The 17,423-nt window shown below is 51.1% G+C and carries 14 protein-coding genes; all 14 read right to left on the minus strand.

Going from position 1 to position 17,423, the window contains the following annotated elements; all coding sequences use genetic code 11:
• Window positions 1–7: 7 nt before the first annotated feature.
• The 14 genes from B8880_RS03970 to B8880_RS04035 all read right to left on the minus strand — a co-directional run bounded on the left by B8880_RS03970 (window position 8) and on the right by B8880_RS04035 (window position 17,416).
• Window positions 8–7,045: a thermonuclease family protein gene (locus B8880_RS03970; protein ID WP_084256145.1), complete on the minus strand. Its 7,038-nt coding sequence runs from the start codon at window positions 7,043–7,045 to the stop codon at window positions 8–10.
• Window positions 7,042–8,766 (minus strand): hypothetical protein, encoded by a 1,725-nt coding sequence (locus B8880_RS03975; protein ID WP_084256147.1) that lies wholly within the window; start codon window positions 8,764–8,766, stop codon window positions 7,042–7,044. The genes B8880_RS03970 and B8880_RS03975 overlap by 4 nt, the downstream gene beginning before the upstream one ends.
• Window positions 8,756–9,517 (minus strand): phosphoadenosine phosphosulfate reductase domain-containing protein, encoded by a 762-nt coding sequence (locus B8880_RS03980; RefSeq protein ID WP_084256150.1) that lies wholly within the window; start codon window positions 9,515–9,517, stop codon window positions 8,756–8,758. Before B8880_RS03980 ends, B8880_RS03975 begins: the two co-directional genes overlap by 11 nt.
• Before the next feature lie 8 nt (window positions 9,518–9,525).
• Window positions 9,526–9,786, minus strand: a complete 261-nt coding sequence (locus B8880_RS03985; RefSeq protein ID WP_143933391.1) for a hypothetical protein — start codon at window positions 9,784–9,786, stop codon at window positions 9,526–9,528.
• A 63-nt stretch (window positions 9,787–9,849) separates the two neighbouring features.
• Window positions 9,850–10,035, minus strand: coding sequence for a hypothetical protein (locus B8880_RS03990; protein WP_084256154.1), 186 nt, complete (start codon window positions 10,033–10,035; stop codon window positions 9,850–9,852).
• Between the two features lie 12 nt (window positions 10,036–10,047).
• The gene (locus tag B8880_RS03995; protein ID WP_084256156.1) at window positions 10,048–10,653 is read right to left on the minus strand and encodes a hypothetical protein; all 606 of its coding nucleotides are present in this window, start codon (window positions 10,651–10,653) and stop codon (window positions 10,048–10,050) included.
• On the minus strand, window positions 10,653–11,102 hold the full coding sequence (locus B8880_RS04000) for a hypothetical protein (protein ID WP_084256158.1): 450 nt from the start codon (window positions 11,100–11,102) through the stop codon (window positions 10,653–10,655). The genes B8880_RS03995 and B8880_RS04000 overlap by 1 nt, the downstream gene beginning before the upstream one ends.
• Window positions 11,096–11,728, minus strand: a complete 633-nt coding sequence (locus tag B8880_RS04005; RefSeq protein ID WP_084256160.1) for a hypothetical protein — start codon at window positions 11,726–11,728, stop codon at window positions 11,096–11,098. The genes B8880_RS04000 and B8880_RS04005 overlap by 7 nt, the downstream gene beginning before the upstream one ends.
• 2 nt (window positions 11,729–11,730) lie before the next feature.
• The gene (locus B8880_RS04010) at window positions 11,731–12,348 is read right to left on the minus strand and encodes a phage adaptor protein (RefSeq protein WP_084256162.1); all 618 of its coding nucleotides are present in this window, start codon (window positions 12,346–12,348) and stop codon (window positions 11,731–11,733) included.
• Window positions 12,349–12,352: 4 nt separating this feature from the next.
• Window positions 12,353–12,562, minus strand: a complete 210-nt coding sequence (locus tag B8880_RS04015; protein ID WP_084256164.1) for a hypothetical protein — start codon at window positions 12,560–12,562, stop codon at window positions 12,353–12,355.
• Between the two features lie 56 nt (window positions 12,563–12,618).
• On the minus strand, window positions 12,619–13,791 hold the full coding sequence (locus B8880_RS04020; RefSeq protein ID WP_084256166.1) for a N4-gp56 family major capsid protein: 1,173 nt from the start codon (window positions 13,789–13,791) through the stop codon (window positions 12,619–12,621).
• Window positions 13,792–13,984: 193 nt separating this feature from the next.
• Window positions 13,985–14,245, minus strand: coding sequence for a hypothetical protein (locus tag B8880_RS04025; RefSeq protein WP_084256168.1), 261 nt, complete (start codon window positions 14,243–14,245; stop codon window positions 13,985–13,987).
• Window positions 14,242–15,276 (minus strand): hypothetical protein, encoded by a 1,035-nt coding sequence (locus tag B8880_RS04030; protein ID WP_084256170.1) that lies wholly within the window; start codon window positions 15,274–15,276, stop codon window positions 14,242–14,244. Before B8880_RS04030 ends, B8880_RS04025 begins: the two co-directional genes overlap by 4 nt.
• A complete protein-coding gene (locus B8880_RS04035; RefSeq protein WP_084256172.1) occupies window positions 15,269–17,416 on the minus strand; it encodes a portal protein in 2,148 nt (715 codons plus the stop codon). The genes B8880_RS04030 and B8880_RS04035 overlap by 8 nt, the downstream gene beginning before the upstream one ends.
• Window positions 17,417–17,423 lie beyond the last annotated feature (7 nt).

Consider the following 17,423-nt stretch of genomic DNA (forward strand, 5'->3'; position numbering starts at 1 on the left):
TGCGACTTCATTCAGAAAAGTGGCGGAGGTAGATAGCTTCGATGACTTTCTTTGGTCGGTAGCCGTAAGCACCGATTTTGTTCGGGTCAAGTGTACGCCCGATGAGGTCTTCGATAGCTTGCAGATACTGCAATATTTTTTTTGCATTCGGCGTGTTCGCCTTGCCGTTGACAAGGTCGTTATAGCCGCGCTCCATGGTTCGTGCTTGTTGGCGTTTGCTGTCGGTTCCGAAAATACGGCGGCGTTCCGCACCCACAATCATCTTGTCAAGGTCGGTTTTGATATTGACGTACCCGGTTTTTGGGTTCATGAACAGTTTCGCCGCGGCAGGGGAGACCGACTCGATTCGAGCAATAGTCGGACGTAGAACATTCGCCGCCGCACGGATGTGCGCCAGTATTGCTTTGCCTTTTCGTACCGGCGGGCGTAACTGCGTACCGAGCAACCGTTCGTTGACCGCTCTTAAGTGTTCGTCGTACTTAGCCCGTTGTTCGGTGATTTGGTTCAAGAACGTTTTCTGTTCGACCGTGTTCACTTTCTGTTGGCGTCCGGTCAGTTTGGCGAAATCTGCTAACACTGTGTTGATAATCTCAGCGATTTGCGTACCGATGCGTTTAAACTTAGTGTAGATTGCGCCGGCAAGGGTTGTTTTTCGGATTTTACTGTCGATGTTACCGCCCTCGTAGAACAGGTTTTCGACCATGTTCTGCGCATAGGAGTCGGCGAACGTTTCCACATCCAACTTGTCGCCTTTCAACGCGTTGGCGTAAAGCTCCTCAAACTTCGCCGTGGTATCAATCTCCACCGCACCGGCGTCAAATGCCGCGCGGTAATTGTCGAGGACAACGTGTCCAAGCTCGTGTCCGAGTGCCAACGCCCAGTTGACGAGTTCGCGATTGTTGGCGTCATCTTTCAGTCGCGGCATGACTATATCAAAACGGATGCGCCCATCGACAGGGTCAACGGTCGATTCCACGCGAGAGTCGGCAAGTGTCGCCCCACTATCGAATACGATGTCGATATTGTGCGTTGCCGGCAGGTTGAGTTTGTTCAGTAACCCAGCAACCGATTCGTAGAAACGTTCGCGTACCGGGTTACTCCCGCTCTCATGTAACAACGCTATCGTGGTGGATAATCTCGTTCTTTTAACTTTGTTCGGGTCCGTTACGCGGGTAATTGTGTTATCGACTTCCACACGCGCAGTGCGTTTGCCGAAATCTTTCGGAAGGTCTTTGACGAATTCTTGCGCCAACTGTGAAATGATTTCAGCCTCGGTCAACTCAACATCTTTCAGACCGGTCATTTTTTCATACGCTTTCACAGCGTCCAGAGAGTATTTCGCGTCGGTGTCAGATTGCTCTGCCATCTGGTGTACATCGACTGATGTTTGTAGCTTAAATACCCCTTTGTCAGCAAAATGCAGTGCCAGCACGCCGTTGTACTGGGCAACTAATGCGTTCACTTTTTCGAAGTTGTCAATCGGGTTTTCAACTACATGTTCGGCGACCACTTTACCGTCGACGATCTCAGTGACGTACAAGGTTTCAATCGGGTCAAACACGGTGCGGTAGATAATGTGCCGTCCGCCGCTGACATGATTCATGTTCAGATTAATCGTCGCACGGCGTTGTTTATGTACCAGTTTAGCGTCGGCGAGGGCTTCGAGCGGGGAGCGGTTAGCCTTTTCCGCAATACGTTCAGGGAATGATGAATTGATAGGGTCGGTGGTCTCAGGTACTCCGTCATCGTAGACGTCGACTCCCGACTGTTTGTTGACAAGGTCTCGTTCGCTACGGAGTGTCGTCTTATCGCCGAAGATTTGGGATAGCTCCTCATTACGCTTATAGTCGTTCGCCATCTCCCGTACTTGTCGCCGGGCTTGGTAGTACTGTTGCTGGATGTCACCGAGTCGTTTTTTTAATATGCCCGCGGTTCTACCGTCGATTAGCTCACTGCGAATACCGAGTTTCGCTTTACGGCTGTTGAGGACGACGTTTGACAGATATTCCGCGGTCACTTTTAGCGCTTCCGATAAATCGTGCATATGGGTGCGCGCGATGTCGATTTCGTCTTTGTCGATTGTACGCCCCTCGTGGACAAAATCGCTGCTCAGTAAAACCTCGGCAAGTTCGGCGTAAGTCGCGAAAACATCGTCGACCCCATCCACGAGCTTTTCAAGGTTTTTCAGTTTCAACGCTTCGCGGACAATTGCACCCATATCACGTTTTACGACCGGGTCGCTTTCGCGAGGCATTTCTTTCCGTTGCTTCTGCCAGTCAGATAATGCTTTCCGCTTCTCGTCCAGTTCAGCATGCAAACGTTTGATTTCCGCGTTTTCATAGGTTTTCACCGCAATTTCATTGCGCCGTTGTTCTAGCCCCGCGAGTTCTGTGTCAAGGGCGTCGCGGTCTTGTACAACGCCGCCGGATACCGGCGCGTCGGCAAGTTCACGCTTCACTCTGTCGGTATTGGCATCAACTTCGGCTAGCCCGTTTTCGCGTGCTACTTTGTTGACGGCCGTATAGAGGGTGTTTGACGCGGCGGCAACCTCGGCTTGGAGTCGTTCATTTTCGGCGACTATTTTGCGGTCACGTCGAATTCGGTCACGCGCGTTTTTTGCGTCTTTGCGATTGCCGAGAATGGAATCAGCGCTATCGAGTAGCTCTTTTAAATTGTTGAACGCCTCGTCGCGAGCCCGCTCAATTTTACGCGCATCGGTCCACAGATTGTTGCTTTCGAGTATTTGCTTTTGTACCGCACGATAGTCGCCCATCGTAACGTATCCGTCGGCAACACGGTAGATGATCTTGCTGTCAGGGAGGTTGCTGAACGCCTCGGAGACATCGGCGAATTTGCGTGTGCCACCGCCGTCGTACTGTGTCAATACAGACATCATATCACTGACACTGCTCACAAGTAGTTGCGTCGGGGAACCTTGATATACTTTTTCATTGTCGACGACTATCTGTTTAAGTAACTTGACAAGATTAATCTTGCGTGTGGAGCCATCGATGTAATTAAGTTCGGCAACTTGAGAAACCGGCGTTCCATTACCGACATAACCGTAGCGGTCAACGATACGGTTGATGTTGTCAAGTTTAATATCCGCAGATACAGAAGCATCGCTCAGTAGTCCGGTGTCATTAAGTAATTCGATAACTTGCTCCGGCAGCATGTCGGCAACCGGAGCCTCGTTGAGTTTGGCAACCGCTGTTTTTATCCCGTCAATGCCGACTTTCACCTGTGGGGTTTCAGTGACGATGTTCACCAGTTGCACCATATTACTGCCACGTGTGAGATTATCTAACAGTTGTTCGTCACTGATTTTCTCACGGATGTCGCTTGCAATCTGGTGTTCGCGTTTGGTAAGTGTACCGCGCTCTGCGTGTTTGGAAACCGGATGACGTTTTGCGTTGCGGTATACAGCATGGTCGATTGCAGACAGCACTTCGCGCGCTTGTGTCGGGGTTACTCCGAACGAGTTCGCCATCGCTTGAATTTCATCATTGCTTGGGGTCAGGTATTGCTGGGCGATTTCGATTAACTTGGCTGATGTACCGTCCAGTACCGCCTCACGACCTTCTTGTGCTGTGCGAAGTGCGTCAGCGGATAGTTTGCGGATGCCGCCGCCAATTGCCGCCTGTCGCATTTGTTTGGTCAGCGCGGTTGTAGTGCGCTGTTTTTGCTGTTGTGCGTTACGCTCGATGACGTTACTAAGTCCGTCGCGGATGGCGTGAACCATCGGCTCAAACTCTGGCATATTAGTGCGGGTGTCGTTTTTCAGTGTTTTAATGTCGTCCGGCAGTACGTCGAGTAACGCCTCGTAAGTGCGGTACACTTTGAGTTTATCACCCTCTGTTTTCTTACCCGCGGCGACGTCTTCAACTGCGCTTAACACCGCTTCAAGTCGGGCCACATTGTTCACATCAAAACCGTCGGTACGCGTTTTGACTTTTTCGCTTTGGATATTAACACCGTCAGCCAAATCCTGTTTATCGTTCTCGTCTACCGAACCAAAGCCTTCACCGTCACGAGCAACATCACGTGACCATAACAGGTGTAAGGATTCATCTTTGAATCGTTGCTCGTCCGCGGCAATGTCTTCTGGGGTTGCTACCACGCGCTCGTGCTGCGGCACAAAGTCTTTGCCGAGCTTCTCGTTACGGACGTTTTTACCTTCAACCGACTGGTCGACGGCAGTGTTCAACTTTTCGTGGACGCGCGACATCTTGTCGCTGTCAAGGCGACGCGCGTCGTCGTACCGCACTTCATGTTTAAAGTTGTCAATAAGGTAGGCGTCAGACAGCTTGTCTTGTATCGCGCGGGGGGAATATTTACCACCGGCGTAAGTTGCTGCAAACTCGTCAAGGGTCTTGGCATCGGTTGTCGCGACAGAGGCAAGCAGCGGCGCGTTGACATAGCGTCGGGTATATCGCTCAGTAATGTCGGCAACGGTGCGGGCGTCTTTCCTTTTGATAGCGCGGTTCAGCTCGGACAATACCCGGTCGGTATTCGCCCGCGCGTTACCGGCGTCCGCAGTAAGCGGGGTGATATCCGCAAATCCGGCGACCACCGCGCGTTGCAGAGTGCGGATAGCGCTTGTTTTTGCTGACTCGGAGCCGTGTTGGTCGCGTTTAAGGCGAGATTCTACCATCACATCGTCGACGGTTGCTTCAAGATTTGCGCCGTATGTTTTACCGGTGCGGTTTTCACTTCTGCGGGGTTCAGGGATGTCGTCATCACTAAAATAAAACTCGTCTGCGCGCCCGTATTCTTTTTCGATACGGTCACGATAACTGCGTGCGTGTTCAAGCGCTGTTTGCTCCTCTTGCGGGGTAAGTTTCGCGTTGTAATCAACCTTTTCACCACGTAGCCGAGCCGCGCGCCGTTCAGCAACCGCGCTTTTCGACTCGATGTCTTTAGTATCAAAGGCGCGTTGCTTCTCCAACACGTGTGAATCGACAACCTGCAAGATACCCCGCTGCACCTCGTCGTTGTCCGCGACACGGTCGATAATATCGACCACCTGTTCAACTCGACCATTGTTAATCAGATAGCGCGCGTTAGCCGCCTCACTTTCGCTCAACGCCTCAAGTACAACGTCCTGTATCGGTTTGTACAACGCTTTCGGCATAGTTTTGTCACCGCGTAATGCGTGTTCAATAAGTCGGCGAACATTGTAACCGTTACGGTTATTCCAGCCTTTCGCGACGGGTGCTTTAGGTTGCGGTTCGGGGAATAAAGCCGATTCTGCTCTGGCCGCTTGCGCTTGTTCTTTGGCGAATGCCGCTTCTTCTTGTGCAAGGCGTTCTTTACCTTTTACTACTGCGTTGCGGATGCCATCACTCCATGTTTGGCTGCGTGCAGCGACACTGTCGTTGAGTGGTTCCGGCGCTGGGCGCTCTACGTCAGGGTAACTATCATCGAACGCAATATTTTCAGATTGCGTTACGTTTTTGCTAACCGGCTCTGTGGCCGCTTGTGGCGCGGGTTCGTGAGTTTCTTTAACTGCGTTTTGTTGCGCTGTAACCGCATGTGTGGCAGGTTCTGCCATAGGTGATGGTGCAACGTTCGAAAAACCTTGCTCATCCTCAATGTTCAGGTTCGGATTGTAGTTGCTTGCTTTACCTTTGAATACGTTACCGTCTACGTTCACTTGGACGGTTTCGTCGCCGGGTGCGTGGGTTTGGTTAGCCTCCGCCATTAACGTTTCTTGCTCTTTGCGCTCCGCGTCACGTTTTTGTTTACGTTCGTACAACCCTTTACCTGCATGGGATACCGCTCGACCCCCGCCACCAAATGCACCGCCAACCACTGCACCTGCCGCGAACGATTCGATTAAGCGGTCGCCGAGCGGGGCGAGCCTGTCAGTGTCGCCACCGGCCGCGATAACCCCACCTTCTTTTACCAACTCTTGTAAGGTTTCCGTCGAGCCTTCGACGATACCGCCGAGCGCAAGTCCGGATGTGAGGTCTCGCCCGACACTTAATGCTTTCGCTTTGAGGGTGTTGTCGACAACCTCTTTCGACACTTCTTTGCCGATACCGAGCGGTTTCAACATGTTTTTGACACCGAACTCTAACCCAGCAACATCGAGTGCCGCCATTGCGCCGCCGGTTAGGAGCGCTGCGCCGCCAGCGTCCTCGACTCCCGCTTGTTGCATGGTTTCGTAAGCGTCACCGGTATTTTGGGTGAACGCACTTGCTCCAGCTCCCGCACGGAGGCCGAGTTTCCAGCCCGTACCTAATGCGGCACTTGTACCACCGGTCGCTATGGCTGCACCGATGTCGACAGCAAGACCGGGCAGTTGTTCGCCTAACCGTTCAACGATATAAGTTCCGACGTCACCGATAGAGTGGATATCATCAAGGGTTCCGACTTTAGTAGGGTTGTATTTCTGTTCGAGTTCGTTGTATGTAGCACCTTCTTCCCCCCACTGTTGTAGGGAGGCGGAGCCGATAAAATTACCTGCGGCGGCTGTAGCGCTGTAAAGGGAACCTTGTAATTGGTCAACCCCGCGAGCCAGTGATTTTGTGAATGTGTTTTTTGCACTAGTACTTTTTGGGGTGTGTACATATGGGTCAAAACCAAACATTTCCCGAGCATCGCCGTTTAGCAAGTTAAGTTTTTTATGTACACTATGTAAGTCGCGAACCTCACTGTCTTCGTCGTCGCGGCCCATCCAGCGGTTCATATCGCGGGTTATCGTAGCACGGCGTACATCGTCGGGCAGAAGAGAGCCAGCGTATTGCATTGGTGCGGCGATACCAGCACGAATAAGTTTTTCGTTACTGGTTAGCGCGCCGTCATTACTTTGCAATGTGCCGAGTTTACGTCCATACCCGCCGTGTTTATTGTTGATATTGACCGCCTGCGGAGTATTTTCAGCAACGGTCTGCGCTAAATATCCGCTAATAGACCACCCCTTGTCGCCGTGTGCTACTTCGGGGGTGTCAATCCCAGAAATACGTATATGGCGACCATTGACTATTGCTGTATCGCCGTCGATAAAAATCGTATCCGCCAGTCTGTCTTTTGTATTCATCGAGCAAACCCTTTATCTGCAATCAGTTTTACGTAATCAATAAGCGCTCTGGTATCCTTTTCGCCATTTTCTACCATAAGGCTCACCGCGGTATTGAGGACGCGTGGGGTGGAGTAGCGACTACCCATAGACCGTATCTCTTTAAATGTGTCACTAATAATCAACGCGTCATCTTTGAAGTTATGTTTGTTCCTCTGCAACCCGAATATACCGGCCGCAGGGTCTTCGATACCGTTAAAGGTCATATATTGGGCTACTTCAGCGGACATTGTTTTCAATGCTGGGTCACCACGATCTTTTTCCGTGAGAGTGGTGCCATCATTTAAGTAAGCAACAACGTTGTAAGCGTTCGTTTGTGCCTTACCTTTATAGTCTTTACCGACATTATCCGACGCAATCTGCGCGACTTCTTTGCCAAAGCTATTGATGTCTTTCCATGAGACCTGATTACCTACAGACGCGGCATTTTTAGCGCCATCTTGCCACGCTTGCGCACGACCTTTTGCCTCTGCGTCTTTTTTAGCAAGCATTTCGCTGTAAACTTCGACCGCACCATCGGCAAGCGACAGCCCGGTTTCTCGGATAGCTTCGGCGTAACCAATCGCCTGTTTACGGGCAGAAGCACCGCCTGTTTTTGCAATGCTGGCAAGTTGCGCAAGGTCGTTCTTCGCGGCGTTTACCCGACGCTCGTCAGCTGCAACAGCTTGTTGTTCTCTACTAATGCTACTGGCGGTAGCGGCGTCCTGCCGAATACTCGCAAGACTATGGTCAGTACCGAGTACGGTGTTAGTCGCGGCAGGGGCGGCAGCGACGGCAGAAGCAAGTGTGGCCGAAGCGCTGCCGGCTTTTGAAGAATCGGAGTTAACGTATGCAGGGTTTAGTGTTTTCTGTGCGCCCCGGTCGAATATCGGTTGGGTCGCACCGAAAGTACCGCGTTGTCTCTTGGCGTTCTCTGCCGCCTGTTTACCGGCGATATTGGCAGAATCAGTAAGGTAGTGTTTCACCCCCTCGCTATTTTCGTATAGTGCGGTAACTTGTGCAGGGGTCAGTTTATCCGCACCAACGACGGGTGCGGTTGTTATACCGCCATCGCCATTACGAAAACTGGTGATTACTCCGAACGTACCATCACCGTTTTTTACCATGTCAACGCGCACATCATCACTGTTAATGCCAAGATTTTTGGGGTTGAAACCGGTCTCGCGGGAAATTAACGCTCCGGCGTTTCCAGAGTTCTGAACCAATTTACCTTCGCCAATACTACCGACGATCTCGTCGTCGTGGATACCGGACACTCTGCCGGCAGTGTTAAGTGAAACGCCATCTTTTAACCCGAGTTGACCGCCAATAGCACCACCGAAACCGTTAGCCATGTTGATAAGCTGAATGTCAGACTCGCGCTCGGCCTCATCCCGTGCAAGTGCGTCATAGTACTTGCGTGCGCTAAGGTTATGATTAGCCCAACCGAGCGCGTTCGTGGCTTGTCGGCTGCGACGGGTCTCAGCTAAAACGTCGCGTTTATGCGACATATCGTCAGTGTGCCGGGTTTTATCAAACTCGTGCGAGGTCTGCCATTGTTGGTCTTTGACCGTATCACGGGATTTTTGGTAGTCCATATTCGCATCGAACTGCCGACGCTTATCTTCGCGGTCGGCGAACCCGAAGTAGAGGTTGGCAATGGCTTGTGCGCCTTGTAAACCCGCCAATAGTTTATTTGACATTTGGACTCCTACAATCTAATTCGTTAAACCCTAGTTGGATAGTGTCAGCCATGTATGACATTAAGCGTTCAATTTGACGACGGCGCTCGGCAGCTTTCTCAGGGTGGTGTTTCTCTATCCATGCTTGATGCCCCTCGCCCCAGTACGCGGGGCAAGTAACACAGTCGATACCGGAGTTGGCGTACTCGTAAAACGAAGGTAAAATACCGCGCGCGTCGAGGAATGACATTACTTGTTCATCGCTCCAGTCGTAGATAGGGTAGGCGAGGGTGATTCCGCCACTTTTTTCGAGGTGGTTTACAGGAGTTTTTAGCTCCTCGACTTCGCGGCATCCTCGGATAAGCAGGTCGTACCCACTTTTTTCTACGAACTCCATCATCGGTATCATCGTCGTACGCGCGCAACAATCTAATTTACTTTGGATGTGGTAAGGCTTATTCGTACTTGCAGCCCAAATGGCTGCGGTTTCTTCACTACGAACCATTGGAGACGGTAGTCCAAATTCATCGCGGACAGCGAATGAATTCGATTTAATAACGTGTAGCCTTGCGCCAAATAACTTCGATATGTCACCAATACAACGGACAGTTTCTTCCGGGGCGTCACCGGTGTTCAGATAGGCCACGTCGAAGCTCCGGCAGCCCTGCTCGATGAGAACGAATAACGCACAAAGGGAGTCGCGCCCGCCGGAAAGTTGGAATAACGGTTTTTTTGCTGCATGTATAGCTTGGATTGTGGATTCTAAAAACATACATCTCCTTAGAGCATAACGCCCATCATAGCCAAACCTGCTACCATACCGACATTGGAATACGTCTGCTGTTTCTTCGCGGCTTTCGCATTCGCGGCCTGCTGCTGGCGAGCGGACTCGTTACCTGCGATACCGCTCAGTGTGCTGGCGGAGCCGGACTTCATCGCGTTGGTGGTGGCAATCAGGCGGTTTAGTGAGTCAACGTTGTTTTCGTACTGATTGACGCGCGCCGTATTGATATTTGCCGCATTACTTGATGCGGCGTCCATACTGTTAAGTCCGGCCATCGCAATTCGTTGCGATGCGGTCAAGTTTGTGCCGGCACGCGATAGTTAGCGGTTGTTCATGCTCTCGTCAACACCAAGCGCGGTACGTTGGATTTGTTTTTGTGCGGCATCGACTAACGCCGTGCTTGATGTCGCTTTTGCGCCGTCATTCAACAGCTGTCGGATGTATGGCGACATGGTCGCCCAATCATCTTTATATGCCTGAGCTAGTCTATCTTCTAATTTCGACATCTGCTGACCCCGTTAAAAAATCCTGTCATATGTGCCGCGCTTAACTGGATTATCCCAATCGTCGGTAACATGTTGTTTGTTTTTGGAAAATACCCCGTAGCCGTTTTTGTACGCACCATACGCACTCAAACCCGTGCTGGCTAACGCCCCGACCATTTGCATACGGGCAGCGCTGGTTTGCGCCCGCGCGTTCTGCGCATTAATAGCTTCTTGCGTCTCTCTTTCCGCCTGTTGCAACAACCCTTTACTGGCATTGTCCACTGTACCGTTCATTGCACGGAGCGCGGCGTCTTGTCGGGCGATTTTGTTGGTTTCTGCTGCACCTTTCGCCCTGATAATGGCGGTATTACGGGTATTCGCGCTATCGGACGTAGCGGTAGAAGCGGCAAACGGGTTAACCGCTCCGATATAGGTGTTCCCTGCATGCCCCATCACGTCTGCATTTGCTCTTGACGCAGTAATGTGCGACAAATCCCTACGAGCTTCTTTAACATACTGTGGCATGAACTGCTGGTTATACCCCTGCGCCATGTCATAGCGTTTTAATTCGATCTGTTTTGAGGCGATCTCACTTGCCGGCGTTTTCGGTGCGCCGCCACCGCCACCACCACCACTCATTACTTATCCTCCAGATAATCTTCCAGCGTTTCGTCGTGGAAAAACTGACGTACACGCAGGGTGTTCTCCATTGCGTAACGACCGCCGCCGAGAATCTCCATACAACCAATAACAACCGACACAAGACTGTCGCGGAGAACGAATGCTAAAGTCTGGTCGTGCTTGCTCAAACCTTCCATCTCAACTGACGCGATATAGTCGGCAAAAGTGAGGGTAAGAAGTGGGGCAAGCGCATCGATATTCTCACGATAAAACGGATTCATCGGAATAGTGACCAGCGCAGTGTGGAATGCGTGTACCACATCCATCTTGGTTATCGGCTCGTCACAGTCGATGAGGTCATCAACAACCTGCGACAAGCGACCCAGTGCTATACAGAACTCGACCGCATCAGGATGTTCAAACAACACTTCATTCAATAAGTTACGTTCAGTTTCTGGGGTTACCATGAGAATTTACACTCCCTAACGACAGGGATGTCGTTACTTTTCGCTTGACGTTTAGCCTGTACCAACAGGTCTGCGTAAATACCGTAGTGGTATTGTGATTGCCCGAGGTCAGTCCAAGGACGGTTCGGCATCACATACAGTTTCGCCATAACCAGCGCGCTGATAGCGCGCAAGAACAAACCGCTATCGCGTGGAATCTCACACTCAACGGAGTCCCGCGTCGGGGCGAAGTAGACAAGCGCCCGTACCGTATCCGTTGTGCTTGGGTTTTTAACGCCGTTGAACGTGACAGATAGCACTCGGCCGTGGCCGTTTTTAGTGCCTTTGACGGTATATCGAATACCGCTACCGACATCGTTAAATACGCCGCGTGCGGTATCCGCGTTTGCCAGCACTTCACCGTAGCGAACAGCGAGAATTCCGACAGGTTCAAGTTCATCTGTCGTACCGAAATGTACCTGACCGTTGGCAACTTGTGCAGTCAATGTGTCCTGTAAACAGCGGCTTTCGGAACAGAATTCCTGTACTGCACGCGGGATAACTTGCAATACGATGTGTTCAGGAATACCGCCGGTTTCGAGGGCGATATCATCCGCCAGTTCTCCATAGACAATAACGTCGTCCATGATTAATCACCCGTTGATATTCTAGACTCAACCCCAAGACGCTCGTAGAATGAACGGCGGAAGTATTCGGAGCGAGTTAAATCGTTCGTATACTCGGCGTTCTTCAAATATGCGCGGTAAAGAATGTAATCTACAATTGCCGGTGCAAACCAATCTTCGACCGGTACTTCCGATTCAACGCTGTCCGCAGGGGTTGGCGATTTGGCGATGACGACATCAATTTTATGTGTAGTGGTCGTCACGCCGGGGAATACATAATACGTAGTCGGAATATTCGGGTCGTAGGTGTAATACTTCGGTTCGGGTCCGGTTTCTTTGTGCCACAGCGGGTTTTGCTCGTCCAACACTTTGCGGTCAAGTAAGCGAATTGCCCGACCGGTTGAGTCGTTACGCACCACTTCAATCAATTTGTTGCTGTCGGAGGGGATAGTTTGCCGGGAACCTGCAACCAGTGTTACTGTACGAGTTTCAGCCCCTGCGTCACTTCTTGCGCTGGCTAAGGCTAATAGGCACTCGTTATACCACGTTAGCCACTCGGATTCAGGCCATTGCACGAAGTCAACGTCCTGCGCGGTAATTTTGGCGCGGTTGATTAATTCGGTTACTTTAATCTTAGCCATTTACTCATTCCTCGGTGGTAGAACTTACTGCTTTTTTAGCTCGGCTGGCGGGCTTTTGTGCCTCGACAAACGAGATATTAGACCCTTTTTCAAACACAATGTCGTCCTTGGAGAAGGGTACGTCGAGCGTTTCACCGGCTGCAATACGTACGATATTACCGGTAGGACCAAACACGCGGGCGGTAGTATCCCCGTCATTTTTTAGTGTGGTCATGGATTCATCCTCTTAATAGGTTAAAGGGGGCGAATGCCCCCTAGCCCCGATTAATGTTATGGTGTTTTGGTAGTGGTTGGTAAGGCAGTATCAAGGGCGATAACGCCAAAGTCCTGTTTCTTGCCGGTCACTTTATCGTGCCACACAGGTTTCAAGAAACCGAAGATTTTACCGTACGAAACCCCTTGTTGGTTTCCGTAGTCGAAAGTATCTTCTTCCCATTCACCCGGACCGATATCCGCCATCGCTAAGGATTGCGCACCACAGAACAATGCACGTTGACCGTCAATAGCACCTCCCGTACCCCATTTGTTACCCGCGGTTTTTCCGTCGCCACCGGTGGTTGCGCGGCGGGTGTTGAACACGTGGTGGTATTCGTGGATATATACGCCGTCGACCACTAACACGTCAGAACCGGCAAACAGCGGGTTACTTGAACCGCGAGTACCTGCATAACGTACGTTTTCGATGAAGTCTTTATCCAACTTCAATTGCGCCATACCAGCAGGGGTTACGAACATGTGGTATTTGTCGTTGTGAGTACCGACACCGCGGATATAGTTATCGCGGGCGTAGGCTTTCAGTTCGACAATATGACGGTAGCCCAGTAAATCGGTTGCTTTGATTTTACTGGTGTCACCTGCGGCGAGACCTGTACCATCAACGCGTAAATGACGAGCGTCAGTCGGCGCAGTGACATCTTTGTTGAATGCTAACGCTTCCAACAACAGCCCTTTTTCTTTGGTGCGGCCTTCGAATGTGCGCACTTTACCGGAGTTATCGTACTTGTAGTCGATACCGGATAAGGTCAGAAATGCTAACTGGTCGACGCGGTCTGCTAACCAGTGTGCTAACTGACGTTTAGCGTTTCCGCGGAATTTGATGACAGAACGTTGGTTAGCCATTTTACCTTTGCTACGTACTGCGTGACGCAATTGGTCCGCCGTAATAACTTGGTCGTAGGCTTTCATCGACTCTTCATTGCCTTCCAGCATGAAGTCATCGGTCACACCGTCCATCATCAGGTCAGCAATCAAGTGGATAACAGCTTGGTCACCGTGAGTGGTTTTGGTCAATTCAGTTACACGCTGAATCATGGAATCTTCGCCAGTACCGATAAAGTTGTTGACGAACATTTTGGCGCGGGCTTGTTGCCACAGCTCCATTGCCCAGACTTTCTTCTGGTTTTCCAGTAGCCCGGCGAAGTTGGTTAAATTGGTGTCGGCCATGTGCCGCCCCTCCTAGATAAATGAAAATGAATGTTTTTATTTACTCACTATCCGTAACGTGGAACGACGAGATTTGGTACGCTGCTAAAGTGCAGGGGACTGGTGTTTAACGTACACCAAACGAGTTATGTATATTGTTGCACAATAAGGTATTAAAATCAATAAAGGATACCAATTTGGTATCCTTTTGTATTTATCGACCTCGGTCGTACGGGCCAATGCCGGTGGAGCCGAACGATTTGTGGTTCAGTGGGTGGGTGGCGTAGGGTCGGACGCCACCGCTGAGGTGGCTAGTAGTCAAGGACTGCGAAGCAATTGCAGTAATTTCAGCGGTTGTGACTGCATTAGGGTGAAGGTACTCGCCGAGCGTTTTATATAGCAACTCAGCTACGCTACGCGATACATCCTCGCCGTTAATTTTAAGTTTACCGTCGGTAATAGTGGTGATAATCATAGATAATCTCCTCTCAAACGTGCCAACTCTTTCGGGTCTAGTGCATCGAACTCTTCTTCTGACATATTAAAAATATCAATTTCCGGTTTTGAATCGTGGCGTTCACCACCCACTTTTGGCGGAACTTTTGCCGCTTGTTCCAGTTTCGCTTTCACGTTCGGGGCTTTCACAGCAGGTTTTTTTTCAACCTCGGTCAGTGATTTCGCTTTAATTCCGTGTTTCGCAGACACCATCTCGGCGGCCTCGAGGATAGCCTCGCCAACGCTCATACCAGTCTGCATCAGCCCGTCACGAACCCGTACCGCCTCTGAGAAAATCGCCTCATCGAACGACTCCGTCTGGTCGTTGAATACGTCATATTCGCTCATGACGATGTCAGCCGCTTGCTGCGCTTCGCTCATAATACTGCGGGCTTGTACGGATTGTTCAGCCTCGTTGCGTGCCGTCTCATAGGCGTTTTGCACGGCCGCCCGCGCCGCAGCGTTAGCCGCATTCTGCATGCCGGTCGTCAACATCTCGTTAAATAGCGCATTCGCTTGTTCAACGTTACCGTCAACCATCGCGTCATTCATCGCCTTAAACTTACCGGCGTCTACCTGATATTCAAAGTCAACATTAACGTCCGCTGCAAGCGTTTGTTCTGCGCGCAAACGCGTTAATTCTTCCTCAAGCTGCTTACGTTTCTGGACTTCTTTTTTGAACCGGTCATAGGGGACGCGTTTCGCTTTTACCGCTTCATTGTCGGTCGGGCTCGCGTCATCTTCTGCGCCGTCTTTTTCGGTCGGGTTTTCGTCGCCCGCGGGCGTGTCGTCCTCCGTCTCAGGCGTCGCAGTGTCAGTTTCAACTGGCGGAGTATCCTCCGGCGTGTCGACCTTTTCGGGTGCGTCACTACTGGGGGTTTCTGCGGCGACCTCGTCACCGCGATCTACGTCGGTAGGCAGCTCATTATTTTCAGTCCCTACGTCACCGAATGCGGATGTGTCAATGTCAGCGGAAGGAATCGCGTCGTTAATCATGTCTTGTCTAGCCATTATGGTCTCCTAGATTATGGGTGTTTTGGTTTAGGGTAGTGAGTAACTGTTTTTTGAAGTCGTTCTCGACTTTTAGCATGTCACCTGCCAGTTTAGTGGCGGATGAACGTTGACTTTGAATGTCGCTGCGTTGCGCAGACAGTTGAGCCAATGCAACACGGGCTTTAAGTAGGTCTTCCGCCATCTCTTTTTTGGTCGCCAACTCAGATAACTTGACACCGACCTCGCTATAACCATCCAGTGACTGCGCTTTCGCACCTTGTAACGCGGCGCGCGCTTGGATTTCTTGAATCTCCGCTTCGATTTTCTCAAGATTTTTAACGCCTTGTTCAATCTGCATCTGCATTTGCATTGCTGCCATTTGCTGTTCTTCCGGTGACATCTCGCCAAAACCTTGAACTTTTGCCACCATGTCGGCGATTTCATAGCGTTTCGGCAAGTTAGAGTGCTGGATAACGATGTGGTCAGGGATAGCGACACCGGCTTCGCGCATACCGATAGCTTCACTGAATATCGTTTCGTCAACACTGTCGCGTGACGGTTGTAATCCGATAACGATGTCATACTTACCGCGGGTAATATCCGCCGGAACATTGCCCGTCTCGTCCGGCACGTTGACCGCATGTTCAATCTGCGGCTGTTTCGGATCGGAGTAGTCTGTAATATGGAAAATTCGCGTCTCGGTATAGAATTTCTGCACCAGCTCCAGAATCTTTTTCGCTAACATCCGACGAGTATGGTTGATATTCTTGCTCGGCATGGTCAACTGTACCTGACCGGCTTCACGCCGTTGGGTGATAGCGACCCCGGACACGTCAGCCCTGTCCATACCCATGATGGATTCATTGATGCCGGAAATCTGGCGCACCGACATCATCGCTTTTTGTGAGATGTTGTGGATGCCGCTCGGAATCTGGTTCGGCTGAATCTTCTCCGGCGGGGTGAACCCTTTCTTGTATTCGAGTACCGTACCGGTTCTCGACCCGCTATTCGCCAAGTCATCCGCGTCCATGTTAACAAGCGAGTTTTCTTCGATCACCCAACCGCTGTTCGCGGTGGTGTTGATAATATGCAACTCCTGTGAACTGACCTTATTAAATAACTCCTGCGGGCCGACGAGGTTACTGACCATGCCCAACGGGTTACCGCGGCGGAAGTATGGGAAGTAAGGGACGATAGTGAAGGTGTCGTATAGTGACCAGTCGTCAAATAACACGGTATACCCGGCACTGATAGTGGTGCGTACCGCGCGCTTCGTGATTTTGCGCAACCCGACATTCGGTTGTGAGTCCACTAACATCTGTAGTTTTTCTTCGTCTTTTGCGATGTTATCGGGCAAATCTTTCGTGTCACCGGTGATGAGGTCAACGACCTGTGTCAGTTTGCGCGAACGGTAATATTGTCGTTCAATAACGCGCACCCGTTTTACGTCTTTGTCGGTAATTGACCCGTAAAAGTCAGTTTGTTCAGGCTCGCCACCGTAGGTACGTTTCGACATCTCAAACGCGTCAGCGTCAGCAGCCAACGGTTCGGCGTATGACAGCCGTAGCGCTTTCGCTTTCTCGCTGCCGTATAACGTCTCAATCTCGGCCAAATCCATGAACCGCGTGATAAACACCTCGTTCCACGACGACGGGTCGGATTCTTTTGCTTGTGGGTCGGGGATAACGTCTAGCGGATCCTCCGCCGTAATTTTAATGTCACCTAACACGTTGTCGGTAAAATCAATACGCACGTCGAAATAACCGCGGTCTTGTATCAGTCCGTCGGCGATAACTTGCAGCTCGATTTGTTCGAGATTATTCTGCTGCGCCACATACTGATAGACATAGTTTAGGTCTTTCGCAGCCTGTTCGTTCGTCCCACGCGCCGGTTTGTATTGCACGTCGGCTTGTGATTTTGCCATCTCACCCATCGCAGCATTGACTGTCCCCAAAATCAAGTTCATCGTCAGCGCAGGACGGCCGGTCTCCTCGAGCGCGCGGCGGTCACGCTCATCCCACTGCTCACCGAGGTACATACGGTCATTGCGTTTAGCACGCTCGATATACTTACGGTGTCTCGTATCGCGGGCGCGAACATACCGCTGCCAGTTGTCATCAGCAATAACGCGTTGCTCACTCTCGTCTACTGTTTTCATTTGTCCA

This window comes from Pasteurella testudinis DSM 23072, assembly GCF_900176075.1.
Classification (GTDB): domain Bacteria; phylum Pseudomonadota; class Gammaproteobacteria; order Enterobacterales; family Pasteurellaceae; genus Chelonobacter; species Chelonobacter testudinis.